Origin of the sequence: Microcoleus sp. AR_TQ3_B6 (assembly GCF_036702785.1) — a bacterium.
Taxonomy (GTDB): Bacteria; Cyanobacteriota; Cyanobacteriia; order Cyanobacteriales; family Microcoleaceae; genus Microcoleus.
Window position 1 is genome coordinate 42,993 of the sequence record NZ_JAUBVJ010000049.1, and the last position, 15,769, is coordinate 58,761.

A 15,769-nucleotide genomic window follows, 5' to 3' on the forward strand; every position below is an offset into this window, starting at 1 on the left:
GAGAGTACACCACTATGATACTTGATTTATTAATCAACTACTTAATTAAAATAAAGTAGGTGAGAGCCCTTGCGCCCCCACCTACTTTAAAGACGACGATTAATTAGTAATCGAAGTCGCCGCCGCCCATGCCGCCGCCAGCGCCAGCAGCAGCAGCGCCATCCTTCGGTTCAGGCTTGTCAACGACGATGCACTCGGTTGTCAGCACCATACCAGCAATAGATGCGGCATTTTGCAGAGCAGAACGAGTCACCTTCGCAGGGTCAACGATACCAGCTTCAAACATATCGACAAACTCATTTGTCGCTGCGTTGAAACCGACGTTGAACGGCTTTTCTTTGACGCGCTCAGCAATCACAGCGCCATTCAAACCAGCATTTTCAGCAATCCGCTTCAGAGGAGCAGCCAGAGCCCGTGCCACAATCAAAGCACCGGTCAATTCTTCGCCCTTCAGGCTGCTGTTAGCCCACTCTTCTAATTGAGGAGTCAGGTGAGCCAAAGTTGTACCGCCACCAGGAACAATTCCTTCTTCAACAGCAGCTTTGGTAGCGTTGATCGCATCTTCAAGACGCAGTTTGCGATCCTTCATTTCTGTTTCGGTAGCCGCGCCGACTTTGATCACTGCGACACCGCCAGCCAATTTGGCCAAACGTTCTTGCAGCTTTTCTTTGTCGTAGGAAGACTCGGTTTCGTCCATTTGACGGCGAATTTGTTCGCAGCGGGACTTGACCGCGGCTTCGTTACCTTCGGCAACAATTGTGGTGCTGTCTTTGGTGATGGTGATGCGGCGGGCTTTGCCGATCATGTCGAGCTTGGTATTTTCCAGTTTCAAACCGGCATCTTCGGTGATTAGTTGACCGCCGGTCAATACGGCGATATCTTCTAACATGGCTTTGCGCCGATCGCCAAAACCTGGTGCTTTAACAGCAGTCACATTCAACACACCGCGCAGTTTGTTAACAACGAGAGTAGCTAGAGCTTCCTTCTCAATGTCTTCTGCAATGATCAACAGCGGGCGGCCGGAACGAGCTACTTGTTCGAGCACAGGTACTAAATCTTGTACCAAAGCGATTTTCTTGTCTGTCAGCAAGATGAAGGGTTCTTCTAGAATCGCTTCCATCCGCTCAGTGTCGGTGACGAAGTAGGGAGAAATGTAGCCTTTGTCGAAGCGCATCCCTTCGGTGATTTCCAATTCGGTGGTCATAGACTTCCCTTCTTCCAGGGAAATCACGCCTTCCTTGCCCACCTTGTCCATTGCGTTGGCAATCATTTGGCCGACTTCATCGTCGTTACCAGCAGAGATGGAGCCGACTTGAGCGATGGCTTTGGAATCTTCTACTTGTTTGGCGTGTTCGGCAATTTTTTCTACCAAAAACGTCGTTGCTTTGTCAACACCGCGCTTGAGGGCGATCGCATTTGCACCAGCAGCTACGTTGCGCAGGCCTTCTTTGACCATTGCGTGAGCCAAAACCGTAGCAGTTGTGGTACCGTCGCCTGCTGCGTCGTTAGTTTTGGAAGCAGCTTGACGGATCAGGGCAACGCCTGTATTTTCAATGTGGTCTTCTAGTTCGATTTCTTTGGCGATGGTAACACCGTCATTGACGATTTGAGGAGCTCCGAATTTCTTTTCGAGAACCACGTTGCGGCCTTTGGGACCGAGGGTTACTGCCACTGCTTCTGCCAAAATGTCCATACCGCGTTCGAGGGCGCGACGTGCATTTTCGTTGTAGATGATACGCTTAGCCATAGTTTTTGGGGATGTGAGGGTTTGAGATTTTGGATTTTGGATTAGGGATGATAGATTTTAGTCATTTGTCCCGTGTCATTAGTTGTTTGGCGGCGTTCGCTTTAAACTAATGACTGATGACTAAGGACTGATGACTAATGATTAATTAGTTAACGATCGCCAGAATGTCTTTTTCTGCTAGCAAGACGTATTCGTCGGTGCCGAGTTTGATGTCGGTGCCGGCGTATTTCGAGTAGAGAACTTTGTCGCCGACTTTGACTTCCATTTCAGTGCGGCTGCCGTCGTCGTTGCGCTTGCCGGGGCCCACGGCCGCGACTTCGCCTACTTGGGGCTTTTCCTTAGCTGTGTCGGGCAGAAGGATGCCACCGGCGGTTTTTTCTTCGCTAGCGCTTACTTTCACGAACACGCGCTCGCCTAACGGTTTAACGGTTGAAACACTCAGTGATACTGCTGCCATAAATAAATCTCCAGATTACAGATTGTCGTGAGTCAGTCGTCAGGGGTCACGATGAAAGCAACAGCGGACTACTTACAACTGACATATTAGCACTCTCGACTCCTGAGTGCTAATTTAGCTTTAGTCAGGGGCGATCGCAACTGACTTGTCAGTACGGGTTCCCGAACCGAGAGTCACTAACCCCAGCCTAAAGGCATGGGGCTTGAAAGAGGAAGACTCACCACCTTCTTAATTTGAGACTAAAACAGTGTCTAGCCTGCGTCTTTGAGACAAACTGAATTATCTGGTGGTGGTACACCGAACGATGTTACTGGATGCCTCCCTAGTCTGTAACCTCTCGGATAGTCAGTGGCGAAGGGATATACACACACGGGCTTACCGCCACTTGTTATGCGTACAGGTAGAAAGCGCTCGATCCGTAACTGTCCGGGTTAAAGGCGAATACAAAACGTCGAAGGTCGTTAGTATATCCAAGGCGGTAACAAGCATTCATCGGGGGAGAATTCCTCCCCCCCCCATCCAATGTAAAGCCGTCCTAAAAGGACGGGGTTTCAAACCCATATTTCTGATGAGTAGGAGGCAAGGAGAGGGAGAGGGGGAGAGAGAGGGAGAGGGGGAGAGGGGGGGAGGGGGAGAGAGAGGGAGAGGGGGAGAGAGACATTCGCGAAAAAGCCCGGATTTCGACTTGTTATGCCTTTAAAACTTGCCTTTTGCTTGCCCTCAATTTCTGAATTCTAAAAAACCTACCGTTAAGACGGGAGGGAGTGGGGGCTGTGGTGATGACGAGCGATCGCTAACCAATTACTGTTGACGAATGAATAAAATGCTGGAAAATAACGATGAATCTTGCAGCCAAGGCTTGAGCGCTTGCGTCCAAAGCCTGGGCATCCCTCAAATCGAGCGGCATATTTTTATCTGTGCCGACCAAACCGTGCCCAAGTGCTGCTCGCGGCAAACGAGTCTGGAGGCTTGGAATTACTTAAAAAAACGCTTGCAAGAATTGGGGTTGGACAGGCCAAGTGCCGATAGACCAACCTGTGTCTTTCGCACCAAAGCCAATTGTCTGCGAGTGTGCGCGTCGGGCCCGATTATGGTAGTCTATCCAGACGGAGTGTGGTACCGCGACGTTACTCCCCCCGTCATTGAGAGAATTATTCAGGAACATCTCCTAAACTCAAAGGTAGTTCAAGAATACGCTTTCTTGACTCATCCTTTGCCTGTACCTCAAAAGGCAGAGCCAAACATTTAATGAGAGCGCTGTTAAAGTACAGGGTTATAATTAAAGGTTAAGTTTATGGTTAAGGGTGAGAAATTTAGATTGTTGGCCGCCCGGGCGATCGCACCTGCTACAGATAAAAAAACTGTAGTTAGGTTGTATTGGTAGTCGGGATTCGCTTGTCCCTGGTGTTGCTCAAAAGGTACGCCCCAAAAAATCGATCGGAGAAAGTGTGAAATTTTGTGCAAAAGTTTCTCAGTGGCAGACACTAACCAGTTTGCCAAACTAGACTAGAAACAGTTAAATACGTAAGTAGGGAGTCTGCTTAAATTTCTCTATATCAGAAGTATCATTTTAAACTGGGGCATCAATCTGCAATTAAACCGATCGAGATTAAATATTTAACGAAAGGCTCTGCCAGGGAGTCTCCAATCAATCAAGACCCATAGTGACGACGGGCGATGTTCGTCCATTAGACATCTGCAATAATTCTGGTGGGGCAAGCAGGAAGCCTGCCATTGACAGGCTTTTCTGAAGATGTCCCTTATAGGTTTTGGCTCCGTTCCTAGTCGCAAGACATTGACAAACGGGCGTGGATAACTGGTTGGGAAGCGGTAACACCCGCCCCGCTTTCCCCTGACGGGCATCCTTTCACCCGACTGCAGTCCTCCACCCCCAGCCGGGGTGGTGGCGCAATGACGGAAAAAACACGTGTGAAAAAAAGGAAGTGAGCGGGATACTTTAGCGGGAATAAACATGACAAAAGACAATAATTCAGGAGATCAAAAACGGCTGATGCTGGTTGACGACGACCCGAACTTGATCTTGCTAGTCAAGGATTACTTGGAGTTTCGAGGTTACAACGTCATTACAGCAGAAAACGGCAGAGACGCTCTAGAAAAACTCGAACAAGAAGTCCCCGATTTGATCATCTGCGATGTGATGATGCCGGAAATGGACGGGTACACTTTAGTCAAATACATCAGAGAAGACCCGCGCACGAACTGGATTCCGGTTCTTTTCTTGTCCGCCAAAGGTCAAAGTTCAGACCGAGTAAAAGGCTTGAGCACTGGGGCTGACGTTTATATAGTCAAGCCTTTTGAACCAGAAGAACTGGTAGCCCAAGTAGAATCTTCTCTGAAAGCAGCATCCCGCTTGATTGGCCACTCAAATCCAGGTATTGAGAGCGGCCCAAAAATTAAGGCGCGCCGCAATGTCGAATTGACTCCCACTGAGTTAAAGGTGGTACAGTTGCTAGCGCAGGGTATGGCAAACCGCCAGATCGCAGACGTGATGAATGTCAGCCAGCGCACTATAGAGAGCCACGTCAGCAATATGCTGGGCAAAACAGGTCTGCACAACCGGACAGAGTTAGCTCGCTGGGCCCTTGAAAGCAAAAAGGCTTGAGCTGACGTACTCTGCGCTATGAAATCTGGGGAGCAAAAGCGAGTGGTATGCGCTTAGGTATGCCTGAAGAGGCGGTAGGGCCCGCTCGGCGCTAGTTTGAAGCCCGATTAACCTTGACACGGCAGCCGGTATTGAGTTACTGGGCGTCTGGTTTGTGAGAGCTAGTCGATCGAATGCAAGCAGGGTTAAAAGAGCCCTCTGGCGGTAGAGGCGAAAATATGAAATACTGGGGGGATGGAGTTTTCTGAAGTCTAATCTATTGCCTCGGTTAGCTCCATGTTGCTAAAATGTGATATTTAGATTAACTTCTTTCTACAATTATTAGGTCTAAGTTTCTATGACAAACTTAATGAACCGCCTTTCTATTTTTGTGGACGGGAACAATATGTTCTACGCTCAACAAAAGAACGGTTGGTTTTTTGATCCTCGCAGGGTGCTCGAATATTTCAAAACTTCGCAGCCGAATGTTATCTTGATCAATGCTTTCTGGTATACGGGTCTGAAAGACCCCCAAGATCAAAGGGGATTTCGAGATGCCTTGATAAGTCTGGGTTACACGGTTCGTACTAAGATTCTTAAGGAATATTACGACGATGCTTCGGGCAGATATTCTCAAAAGGCTAATTTAGACATTGAGATTGTGGTTGATATGTTTAATACGGTGGATCAGTACGACCAAGTGGTGCTTTTTAGCGGGGATGGGGATTTTGAGCGGGCGATCGAGCTGCTGCGATCGAAAAATACTCATATTACTGTGGTATCAACCGAAGGAATGATTGCTAGAGAGTTACGAAATGCTACAGATAGGTATATAGACCTAAATGAAATTAGGGAACATATCGAGAAGATGGATTATTAGTCATTAGTCAGTAGTTATTAGTCATTAGTTATTAGTCATTAGTCATTAGTCATTAGTCATCAGTCAGTAGTCATTAGTTATGGTTATGGGTTATTAATTATTCGTTATTGGCGCGAAACACGGGACTGGTGCCCCCGCCCAAAAACGCATACTTGCTTTCCGACAGGAGTCGCCAATAGCCCAAAATTTTAGACTAAGGTTAAAGTTCTCAGATTCATCTGTGGAGTAAATCTAAAATCTAAAATCTAAAATCTAAAATCGACTGACTGGGGGCTAAAAACCCAGAAAAACGGACAAGTAAAAATCAGGAAAACAATTTTTGAGAGCTATGAAAATTAAACCAAGTCAAGACCGGATTATTATTTTCGATACGACTTTGCGGGACGGAGAACAATCTCCGGGTGCATCTCTGAATGTGGATGAAAAGCTGACGATCGCTCGCCAGTTAGCGAGATTGGGCGTGGATGTGATAGAAGCGGGTTTCCCTTTCACCAGCCCGGGAGATTTCGAGGCAGTCCAAAAAATAGCCCGCTCGGTGGGCACGGAAGAGGGGCCGACAATTTGCGGTTTAGCAAGGGCGAGAAAGCCGGATATTAAAACAGCAGCAGAGGCTCTGAAACCAGCAGCAAATGCGCGAATTCATACGTTTCTGGCTACGTCTGATATTCACTTGGAGCACAAGCTGAAAAAGACGCGGGCTGAGGTTCTGGAAATAGTGCCGGAAATGGTGGCTTACGCTAAGTCTTTTGTGGAGGATGTGGAGTTTTCGCCGGAAGATGCTTGTCGTTCGGAACCGGAGTTTTTGTATCAAGTTCTGGAAAGGGCGATCGCAGCCGGTGCGACGACTGTTAATATTCCCGATACTGTAGGCTACACGACTCCGAGCGAGTTTGGGGCGTTGATTCGGGGAATTAAGGAAAATGTGCCGAATATCGATCGCGCAATTATTTCGGTTCACGGTCACAATGACTTAGGATTGGCTGTTGCTAACTTTTTGGAAGCTGTGAAAAATGGCGCCAGACAGTTAGAATGCACGATTAACGGGATTGGCGAACGGGCGGGAAATGCAGCTCTGGAAGAGTTGGTAATGGCGCTTTACGTGCGGCGCAAATATTATAATCCGTTCTTGGGCCGGCCTGCGGATTCAGAGGAACCGCTGACAAATATTGACTCGCGCCAAATTTACAAAACTTCTCGCTTAGTTTCCAATTTGACGGGGATGTTGGTGCAGCCAAATAAGGCGATTGTCGGGGCAAACGCTTTCGCACACGAGTCGGGAATTCACCAAGACGGTGTGCTCAAAAATAAGCGGACATACGAGATTATGGACGCTGAGTCGATCGGCTTAACTGAAAATCAAATCGTACTCGGTAAATTGTCGGGGCGCCACGCTTTCAACACTCGCTTAAAAGAGTTGGGTTTTGAAATGGCCGACGATGAGCTAAATAAGGCTTTTGTCAAGTTCAAAGATTTAGCGGACAAGAAAAAAGAGATTACTGATTGGGATTTAGAGGCGATCGCCAACAACGAAGCGCACCAAGCACCGGAACTTTTCCGGTTAGAATTGGTGCAAGTTTCCTGCGGCGACAAATCTCGGCCGACAGCAACTGTCACTGTGCGGAATCCGGCGGGCGAAGAATTGACTGATGCTGCGATCGGCACCGGGCCTGTGGATGCGGTTTACAGGGCAATTAACCGAGTTGTCAATGTCCCGAACGAGTTGATAGAGTTTTCTGTACAGTCGGTGACAGCAGGAATAGATGCGATCGGCGAAGTAACAATTCGCTTGCGGTACGAAGGCAAAGTATTTTCCGGTCACTCGGCAAATACCGACATTATCGTAGCCTCCGCCGAAGCTTACATCAGCGCTTTAAATCGGCTGTATCAGGCATTGCAGCATAGTGCTGAAAAACCCTCCGAACAGCCAACTCCGATCGGAAATCAAGTTGTTGCAAAAGCACAGCGCTGATAAATTTACTGTCAGCCATTTTTCTTGAAACCAACCGCAGACGAACCGACATAACAGCAGATATATCTAAATAAATCTGCGTTAATCCGCGTTCATCTGCGGTTAAAAATTAAAATCTTTTTTAGCAACAACAAACCGTAAAAAATGCAAGACGAAACTTTAAAAAAAGAGCGACAATTCCACGATGCTTGGGCATCCACAATCGATATTGACGGCATTCGAGTCAATGATTACTTTGAAGCTTGCACCGCCCCAGAAAATAGATTTATCCTCAAACAGATGGGCGATATTACAGGCAAACGCCTCTTAGATTTAGGGTGCGGCGCGGGAGAAAACAGCGTTTATTTTGCTAAAAAAGGCGCGCATTGTGTGGCAGCCGACTATTCTCAGGGCATGGTAGAAGTTGCTCTAAAATTGGCAGAGAAAAACGGCGTCAAAATAGAGGGCTGCACTGTAAATGCAATGGCGATGGATTTCCCGGACAACAGTTTTGATATTGTTTACGCTTCTAATTTACTGCACCATTTGCCGGAACCATCCAAGGCAATTCGCGAAATGCACCGCGTCCTAAAGCCTGGGGGAAAAGCTTGTTTTTGGGACCCGATGAAGCACAATCCGGTGATTAATGTTTACCGCAGAATGGCGACTGAGGTGCGGACGGAGGATGAAACTCCTTTGGATATTAATATTGTGAATTTTGTCAAGTCTTTGTTTTCAGAGACGGCTTATGATACCTTTTGGCTGACATCGCTTTGGATTTTTTTGCGCTTTTATTTGATAGAAAAAGTGCATCCAAATGAGGAGCGTTATTGGAAAAAGATTATCATTGAACAAGAGAGATTGAAACCGGAATACTCTCGGTTAGAAGAGTTGGATGGATTTTTGAAAAAGTTGCCTTTGATGAAGCGCTTGGCTTGGAATTTGGCTGTGGTGGCAACGAAGTAATTAAAAGAAGTACAATAAGTCAAAGCATTTAATTAAGAGGGTAATTATGCCAGAAACTATTACTGCTATCTACGAAAACGGGGTTTTGCGTCCCCTGAGTCCTTTGTCATTGAATGATGGGGAAACTGTGCAGATTCAACTCTGGCCAGATGATCCAAAAAAGCAGGCAGAATTGGCAATCCAGTTTTTAGTTGACCGAGGATTGGTGACTCCACTACCTAACAATCCCCATAACGTCGAGGCTGTCACCGATGAAGATGTGTATGAATTGGCTAAAAGGTTAGGGGCAAAACCGGGCAAGCCTCTGTCAGAAATTATTATCGAGGATCGCGGCCCGTGGTAAACATTTATTTCTTGGATAGCAGCGCCCTCATCAAAAGATATGTGGTTGAAATTGGCAGCCCTTGGATAAAAACGCTCACGGATTCCCAGACTGGTAACTCGCTGCTTCTAGTCAGCATCACCTGGGTGGAAGTTCTTAGTGCTTTTGCACGCAGACAACGTGAAGGCGGTATAACTGCTGCGGAAGTTACTGCACTTATTGCAAAGTTTCGCTCTGAATTCAATAGTCGGTATAGAGTTATCGAAGTTGATCGGGCACTGGTTGAAAGGGCGGGTGAATTGATTGTTCAATATCCGCTGCGGGCTTATGATTCTGTGCAATTAGCGTCAGCTTTGCGCGTTCAATCTCTTTTAACATCAATGCCAGAAACTCAACTAATTTTTGTTTCGGCGGACAACAGATTGCTGGATATTGCTCAGTCGGTAGGGTTGGCTATTGATAATCCTAATAATTATCCGTAATCAAGCTGTGTGTAGTCAGGAATGCAAGTCCTCATAAAAATCCGAGGACTAAAGTCATCACTAGAAACTAATTTTAGTGCGATCGTTATTTATAGGATTTCTTTCAAAGTTTTAACCAATATTTGATTTTGTTCCTCCGTACCTACACTAATCCGCAATTTGTCTTCCAATCGCGGCTGGTTGAAGTATCGAATCAATATTCCGCGTAATTTGAGTGTTTGATAGATCCTTTCTGCATCGCCTTTTGGTGGCCTAACTAACAAAAAGTTAGTTTGCGAGGGCCAAACGTCAAAGCCTAATTCTTTGAAGCTAACGGCTAGTGTTGCTCGCGAAGCCTTAATCTTTTCGGCATTGGCTGTTTTGTGGTCTCGATCGGCGATCGCAGCCGCCCCCACTGCATAAGCTAAAGCATCCACATTATAGCTGTCTTTGATTTTCTTTAATTCAGCCAGCAGCGCCGGATTTGCTATGCCAAAACCCAGCCTCAATCCTGCCAGGGAATAACCTTTTGAAAGCGTCCTCAAAACTATAACATTACTGTACTTTTTTGTCAAGTTCAAAGCATTTTCTTCGGCGAAATCTACATAAGCTTCATCGATCACAAGAATGCCCGATAACTCATTAGCCAGTTTCTCCAAATCTGCAACAGATATGGCTGTTCCCGAGGGACTGTTTGGCGAAGCTACAAATGTCACTGCACCCCGGGCTGCTATTAGCAAATCGACGGGTAACTTGTAGTCCTCGGGATAAGGAACTTCAACAAATTCTGCATCTTGAATTTGCGCCAAAGTGCGGTACAATACATAGGTTGGCGCCGGACAAACAATCTGTTTCCCAGATTCCCCCACAGCTCGAACTATCAAGTTTAATAAATCGTCACTACCGTTACCGACAACAATCCAATCCTCAGCAACTCCCAAAACTTGACTAGCAGCAATGCGAAAAGATTTGCCAGTTGGATCTGGATAGCGGCGCAGAATTTCTCCGTCTATTTCCCGAAGCACTGTTAAAGCTTTGGGAGAAGGCGGATAGGGATTTTCATTAGAATTTAACTTAATAATTTTTGTGCCTAGCGGTGGCTGTTCCCCCGGCACATAGCCAGACATTTCGTGGATGCTTTTGCGAAAGTAATTCATCTATTATCTGCGTTAATCTGCGTTAATCTGCCTTCATTTGCGGTTAAAAAAATCATATCAAACAATTAGTGACTATCCGCCTTATACCCAAATCAATTAACATTTGCATATCCCCTCGATCGTCCACCGTCCAGGCCACAATGTCAACTCCCTGACTCCGGCTTTCTGGAATTAGTGCGGGGTTTTCCAGCAACACGCGATACAGACTGCTAATCAAATTATCCCGATGCGCCACAGCTTGAGCAAATTGATTGTTGTACGCTTCTAGATTAGCAACAATGTGTCCGATCGCCAAATCGCCAGATAGCCGCCGCACTTGGTCCAGAAATCCATCATTAAAGGAAGTAATAACGCATTTATGTTGGATTTCTTCCCCCTTCAAAGTATTGACAAAATCCGCGACATCTGCATCAGACCACTCGCAGTGAGGTTTGACATCAAAGTAAAGAAATTTATCAACATTTTTGAGGATAGCTAATGATTCTTTTAAGGTAGGGATTTTTTCTTGTGAAAATTCATCGCTAAACCATTTTCCCGCATTAAGTGTCTGCAATTGGGACAGAGTGTTTTCCCTAACTTTGCCAGAAACTCCAGTGATTCTATCTAATGTGGCGTCGTGAAAAATCACTGGTACGTTGTCGGCGGATAGCTGGATGTCAAATTCGATCGAATGAGCTCCGCGGGCGATCGCCAGTTCAAAAGCTGCTAAAGTATTCTCCGGGGCGATCGCCGAAAATCCCCTATGTGCGATAATTTCTAAATTCACTGTCTTGTGCCCTCTAAAAAATCTGCCACAGTTTGATTAAAAGTTTCCGGTTCAGTCAAAAAAGACCAGTGATTCCCCGGTACTTTTGCAACGGTAAGATTTTTCAAGTATCTCTGGTATGGCTGCATTTGCCAAGCCATGCGATTTACGCCTTTTTCCGGCTGTACAAACAAAGTCGGTATCTCAATATTTTCTGTTAAACCGGCAACTTTCATCACTTCTACAAATATCTGATTTCTAGCTGCAATCGCAAATTTACTGCCCCAAGTTCCGTCGGATTTTTGTTCAATTTGGTGTTGGAATACCATTTGCTGCAAGTCACTCCAATCTGCGTATTCTCCCGATTGTTTTGCTGCTGCTTCTGCTTGGGATAAAGTCGCAAAGGGGCCCACACATTTGAGACAGTCTAATTTTCGGTAAACAATGGGCAGGGTGAGTTTCATCGCGGCGGGCATTTTGGTGATGAAGATGGGGTCTACTAAAATCATACTGCAAAAGCGAGCCGGATTTTGCCTCGCCCAAATCGGTGCTAGTTTGCCCATCCAAGAATGTCCTAAAATGTGGGCGTCGGACCAGTTGAGATGTGCCATCAAAGCTTCTAAATCTGCGATCGCACTTTCAAAAGTATAGCCTGTTTCCGGTTTGCTACTTTCTCCGTGACCGCGCATATCGGGCGCTACAATATGATAGCGGTTGCACAAGTAATTGCCCAAGCGAGTCCAGACACACGAACTATCTGCTAAACCGTGCAGCAGCAGCAAACGCGGAACTTTTTCTTTCCCTTTTTCTGGCTGCCATTCTAGGTAGGAAAGTTCGATGTCTGGTAAGTGCAAACTATTACGAGTTGGCATAATTAGGGTATTTTATAGTTGGATAAATTTGATTTAACTTTTTTATGAACAGGCAAGATACCTGTTCCACCAAGAGTGAATTTTATAGTACGGTTTTCCTCAACAGGCTTTCCAGCATTTTTCACAAAGAATAAATCTTCTTGTGGGGTGGGCTTCTAGCCCGCCCTTCTGACTTAACCTTTGCCCTTCAAACTCAACAAGATAAACTGAGTTTTCTGCGCTTCATCAAAATTGTCATCACTGACCAAAACTAAACTTTTGCTGCCATCTGGCAACTGCGGTCCGAGGGTCATTCCCTCTAAATTGTACAGCGGAATCCCGAGTTCGCTTAAGTCTAGTAACAACTTTTTCTTAACAGGTTCGACCATTGTCACTGGCCCTTTAAAACTCTGGATTCTCGAAGTATCTGTAGCCGCCCCAAGCGCTACTTGATAAATCCTAGCACTGTATCCCGACAGCCCAAAAGAACGTTCTAAACTCAAAATCTGACCGCCACCTACAGTGACTAATTCTGTTAAACCGTTCAAAATAGTCATGGGAACTTGCTCTAACTTGTAAAGATTTTCCGATACTAATTGCGGCGTTTTATCGACAATGATATAATGTAAAAGACGGAGTTTGCTTGCCTGTTCCGGGTCTAAATCTTGCATTAACGGCGCTTCCGTAGCTGCAAACAAACGAAACGGATCGAAACCGCCCGGACTAAAGGTTTCTGGGTCAATACTTAAAGATTCAAAACCTAAATTTTCCCGCACTCCTTGCTGCTGTTTTTCATCGCTGGCATCGGGAATGTAGCGTTTGGGAATCGGCAAATTTCCCAGCAATTTCCCGGTTTTGAGGTCAAACTCTCCTACAAACGGAGGGATACCAGCATGAGTTACGCCTTCGCTGGCGACAAATACTGAATTGCGGGGAGAAAGGGCGATGCCTTCGGGGTTGATCGAACCCCAAGAGAAGGTTTCACCGTCTGCTTTTTTGAGGGAAGTAACGCCTTCAACAGCAACTTTTTTGAGGCGAATATTTGCTGGATCGCTCGATGTGAGGTCGAGTCTGAGACTGTAAAATCTGGCTTCTCCGTTTTCGCTGGGGTCGTCGGAAAGAGCGTAAAAGCGATAAGCTTTGGAAGTAACAGTGCTAATACCTTTGGGGTCGTAGGTAATTCCTGACAAACCGCCGACTGGCGATCCTTCAAAAGTGGTTTTTGGCAATTCGTACTCGCCCAAAAATTCTAGGGACATTTCTGGAAAAGAGCGGTCTCTAGCAACTGCGGGAGGGGGGGCGCAAGCTGTGCAAACAGTTAAGAGAATTAGGGCTAGAATGAATAAGCGTAAAATGCGTTGGCGAAGCCCTCGAAGAGGATCGCCCAGCATCTTTAACTGAAAATAATTGCTCAGTACGGTAACTTGTATTTTGTTGCTCTTGTTGAACTGTTTGCTTTTGTGCCATCTTTGTGACATAATTTATACCGTTTTGTAGATATGCAAAACTTGATGTTTCGAGAAGGAATGCCGAATCGCGGCAACCAAATTTTGAGAATCAGAAGTTCTGTGCCAATTGGGTGCTTGCTTTTCTTGTGGCTGTGTGCTGGTTCTATTGCTAGCGCCCAAACTAATCCACCAGGCCTCGATCAATTTTCTCCTAATCCTCTAGAAATTACCACACCCGATCCCCTAACTCCCGCCAGTGAATCTTTGAGCAGCACTCAGCGGGAGGAACTGACAGCGGCTTTGGAAGAGTTAAACTTAGAAGCATTGGCTAAATTGGAAGCTGGAGATGGGGCTGGTGCTTTTGAAATTTGGTTCCGAGAATTGCGGCTGCGCAGGTATCTCGGTCCGGCGGCGGAAATTGCTGCTTTGAGTCGGGTGGGAAGTGTTGCTTGGAGTAACAGTAAAAACCTGGAACTACAGCTTATTACCAAACGGTTGCAAGCAATTCAAAAAGAAGTAAAATCCCAAGTACCAGTTAATACTGAGTTGCTCCCCGCCTTGGCTGCAGCTTTTCAGCAGGTGCGCGCTAAAGGCCCGACTGTAGAAGTTTACCAAGAAATTCTCGAAAATGCGCGCCAAAACCAAGATATATTAGCTGAAGGTCAGATTTTGAAGGCGATCGCGCTAATTCACATCAATTGGTTGAGTTACGATAAAGCTGCTTCCGTGTATGAGGAATTGGCAACTTTAATTCAGGAAAACCGCGCTTTATTTGCTGCTAATTCTGCTGTACAAAATTCTGCTGTAGTTGCGGGAAACGGCGCGCCGCCGCAGCCTGTAACTCCTCCAACTGAGGTAGATACACTGAGACAGTTGGCCTACGTTTACCAGCAGGCGAAACAACCCCTAAAGGCGATCGCCGCCCGTGAAAAACTAACATCGGTGTATCTTAACTTACAAAATGCGAGCGCTATACCAGCGCTCAAATTTGCGATCGCCAGCGATTACCAAACCATAGGTCAAATCAATTTAGCAGCTCAATACTATCAGGAAGCATACAATTTAGCCGTCCCCATTCAACAGTATGCCCAAGCTAGTGAAGCTTTGGACAAATTAGCATTGCTTTATCGATCGCAAAAGCAATGGGAGCCGACTTTGCGGATTTATCAAATGCAGTTGCTGTTAGAAGAGCGGGCTTACAATTTCTACGGATTGATGAGCGCTTACGACAATATCGGTCAAGTTTATCAGGAGATGAAGGCTTACGATAAAGCTTTGGAATCCTATCAACAAGGGTTAGAAGTGGCTAAAAAGTTGGGACACAGACAAGAGTATTTTGCTAAGAAAATTCAAAAAGTTAACAAGCAATTGCAAAAAACTTCGTAGTTGTCAGCCGACAAAAATCCCAATTTGCCATGTGAGTAATTTAAATGCAGTAAGGTGCGCAATGCGCACCCTACGAAAATACTTGCGACTGGTAAGTTTCTCGCGAAATAGAATAATATACCACATCAGTTTCGTAATAATAAGCATTTTTTTCATATTTCATGCCAACTTTTTGTATCACCCGCTGGGAGGCGATATTTTCTGGGCGGGCGATCGCAACTATTCTCTCCAACTTTAATATTTTAAATCCATAGTTTAGACTAGCAAAAGATGCTTCAGTCGCCAATCCTTGATTCCAATAAACTTTGTCAAGGGCATACCCTAGCTCAACTTCCGGTGTGTTGTCTAGAAAACCCAGCCCGCAGCGACCAATCATTTTACGGTCTATTTTATGTACTAAAGCCCACATTCCGAAGTTGTTTTCTTCCCAACGTTTGAGCATGGTATTAATGGCGATTTCTGTGGCTTCTCTCGTTCTAACTCCTGTGAGATATTTCATTATTTCCGGATCGCTGTAGATGCGGTACAGATCGTCTAAGTCTTCCGGCGTAAATTGTCTCAGATACAATCGGGCTGTCTCTATTTCTCGCATGATTAATATAATTTTTACTCCTACATTAGGATACCAGTTTTGAGAAGTTTTGCTAAAAACCTTTTGGTGGGATTTCCTTCCCCCACTCAACTACTTTTGATTGGTAGATTTTTCGTGAGATTGAATAATAGGTAGTGCTTTTTTGTAAAGGACAGAGGAAAACAATCTATCTTATTATGCAATCCCCATTTTTTTTCTGATTTGTTG

General features: G+C 45.7%; 15 protein-coding genes. 8 read left to right on the plus strand and 7 right to left on the minus strand.

The genetic code is table 11. From position 1 onward, the window contains the following. Positions 1-103 precede the first annotated feature (103 nt). Positions 104-1,747 (minus strand): chaperonin GroEL, encoded by a 1,644-nt coding sequence (gene groL / locus QUB56_RS21985; protein ID WP_332958098.1) that lies wholly within the window; start codon positions 1,745-1,747, stop codon positions 104-106. 145 nt (positions 1,748-1,892) lie between these two features. Continuing rightward, on the minus strand, positions 1,893-2,204 hold the full coding sequence (groES, locus tag QUB56_RS21990) for a co-chaperone GroES (protein WP_006633072.1): 312 nt from the start codon (positions 2,202-2,204) through the stop codon (positions 1,893-1,895). An 823-nt stretch (positions 2,205-3,027) separates the two neighbouring features. On the opposite strand from groES, the gene QUB56_RS21995 reads away from it, so the two are divergent. The 7 genes from QUB56_RS21995 to QUB56_RS22025 all read left to right on the plus strand — a co-directional run bounded on the left by QUB56_RS21995 (position 3,028) and on the right by QUB56_RS22025 (position 9,404). After that, positions 3,028-3,453: a ferredoxin gene (locus QUB56_RS21995; protein ID WP_332958123.1), complete on the plus strand. Its 426-nt coding sequence runs from the start codon at positions 3,028-3,030 to the stop codon at positions 3,451-3,453. Between the two features lie 723 nt (positions 3,454-4,176). Then, on the plus strand, positions 4,177-4,827 hold the full coding sequence (locus QUB56_RS22000) for a response regulator transcription factor (RefSeq protein WP_332958101.1): 651 nt from the start codon (positions 4,177-4,179) through the stop codon (positions 4,825-4,827). 337 nt (positions 4,828-5,164) lie between these two features. Then, the gene (locus QUB56_RS22005; protein WP_006633075.1) at positions 5,165-5,686 is read left to right on the plus strand and encodes a LabA-like NYN domain-containing protein; all 522 of its coding nucleotides are present in this window, start codon (positions 5,165-5,167) and stop codon (positions 5,684-5,686) included. Between the two features lie 328 nt (positions 5,687-6,014). Next, complete coding sequence (locus QUB56_RS22010; RefSeq protein ID WP_332958103.1) at positions 6,015-7,655, plus strand: 2-isopropylmalate synthase; 1,641 nt, start codon at positions 6,015-6,017, stop codon at positions 7,653-7,655. Between the two features lie 144 nt (positions 7,656-7,799). Beyond that, entirely contained in the window at positions 7,800-8,600 is an 801-nt protein-coding gene (locus tag QUB56_RS22015; RefSeq protein ID WP_332958105.1) for a class I SAM-dependent methyltransferase, read from the plus strand. Positions 8,601-8,646: 46 nt separating this feature from the next. After that, entirely contained in the window at positions 8,647-8,943 is a 297-nt protein-coding gene (locus QUB56_RS22020) for an antitoxin family protein (RefSeq protein ID WP_332958108.1), read from the plus strand. Then, positions 8,937-9,404, plus strand: coding sequence for a type II toxin-antitoxin system VapC family toxin (locus QUB56_RS22025; RefSeq protein WP_332958110.1), 468 nt, complete (start codon positions 8,937-8,939; stop codon positions 9,402-9,404). Before QUB56_RS22020 ends, QUB56_RS22025 begins: the two co-directional genes overlap by 7 nt. Before the next feature lie 89 nt (positions 9,405-9,493). Here the strand turns inward: QUB56_RS22025 and hisC are convergent, their stop codons facing one another. From hisC to QUB56_RS22045, 4 genes are all read right to left on the minus strand, one after another. Further along, complete coding sequence (gene hisC / locus QUB56_RS22030) at positions 9,494-10,540, minus strand: histidinol-phosphate transaminase (protein WP_332958112.1); 1,047 nt, start codon at positions 10,538-10,540, stop codon at positions 9,494-9,496. A 52-nt stretch (positions 10,541-10,592) separates the two neighbouring features. Further along, on the minus strand, positions 10,593-11,306 hold the full coding sequence (locus QUB56_RS22035; RefSeq protein ID WP_332958113.1) for a glycerophosphodiester phosphodiesterase family protein: 714 nt from the start codon (positions 11,304-11,306) through the stop codon (positions 10,593-10,595). Further along, positions 11,303-12,157 (minus strand): alpha/beta hydrolase, encoded by an 855-nt coding sequence (locus tag QUB56_RS22040; RefSeq protein WP_332958116.1) that lies wholly within the window; start codon positions 12,155-12,157, stop codon positions 11,303-11,305. The genes QUB56_RS22035 and QUB56_RS22040 overlap by 4 nt, the downstream gene beginning before the upstream one ends. A gap of 173 nt (positions 12,158-12,330) precedes the next feature. Further along, a complete protein-coding gene (locus tag QUB56_RS22045; RefSeq protein WP_332958118.1) occupies positions 12,331-13,614 on the minus strand; it encodes an esterase-like activity of phytase family protein in 1,284 nt (427 codons plus the stop codon). Positions 13,615-13,635: 21 nt separating this feature from the next. On the opposite strand from QUB56_RS22045, the gene QUB56_RS22050 reads away from it, so the two are divergent. After that, positions 13,636-14,970 (plus strand): tetratricopeptide repeat protein, encoded by a 1,335-nt coding sequence (locus tag QUB56_RS22050; protein WP_332958120.1) that lies wholly within the window; start codon positions 13,636-13,638, stop codon positions 14,968-14,970. Between the two features lie 70 nt (positions 14,971-15,040). Here the strand turns inward: QUB56_RS22050 and QUB56_RS22055 are convergent, their stop codons facing one another. Beyond that, entirely contained in the window at positions 15,041-15,562 is a 522-nt protein-coding gene (locus tag QUB56_RS22055) for a GNAT family N-acetyltransferase (RefSeq protein ID WP_332958121.1), read from the minus strand. Positions 15,563-15,769 lie beyond the last annotated feature (207 nt).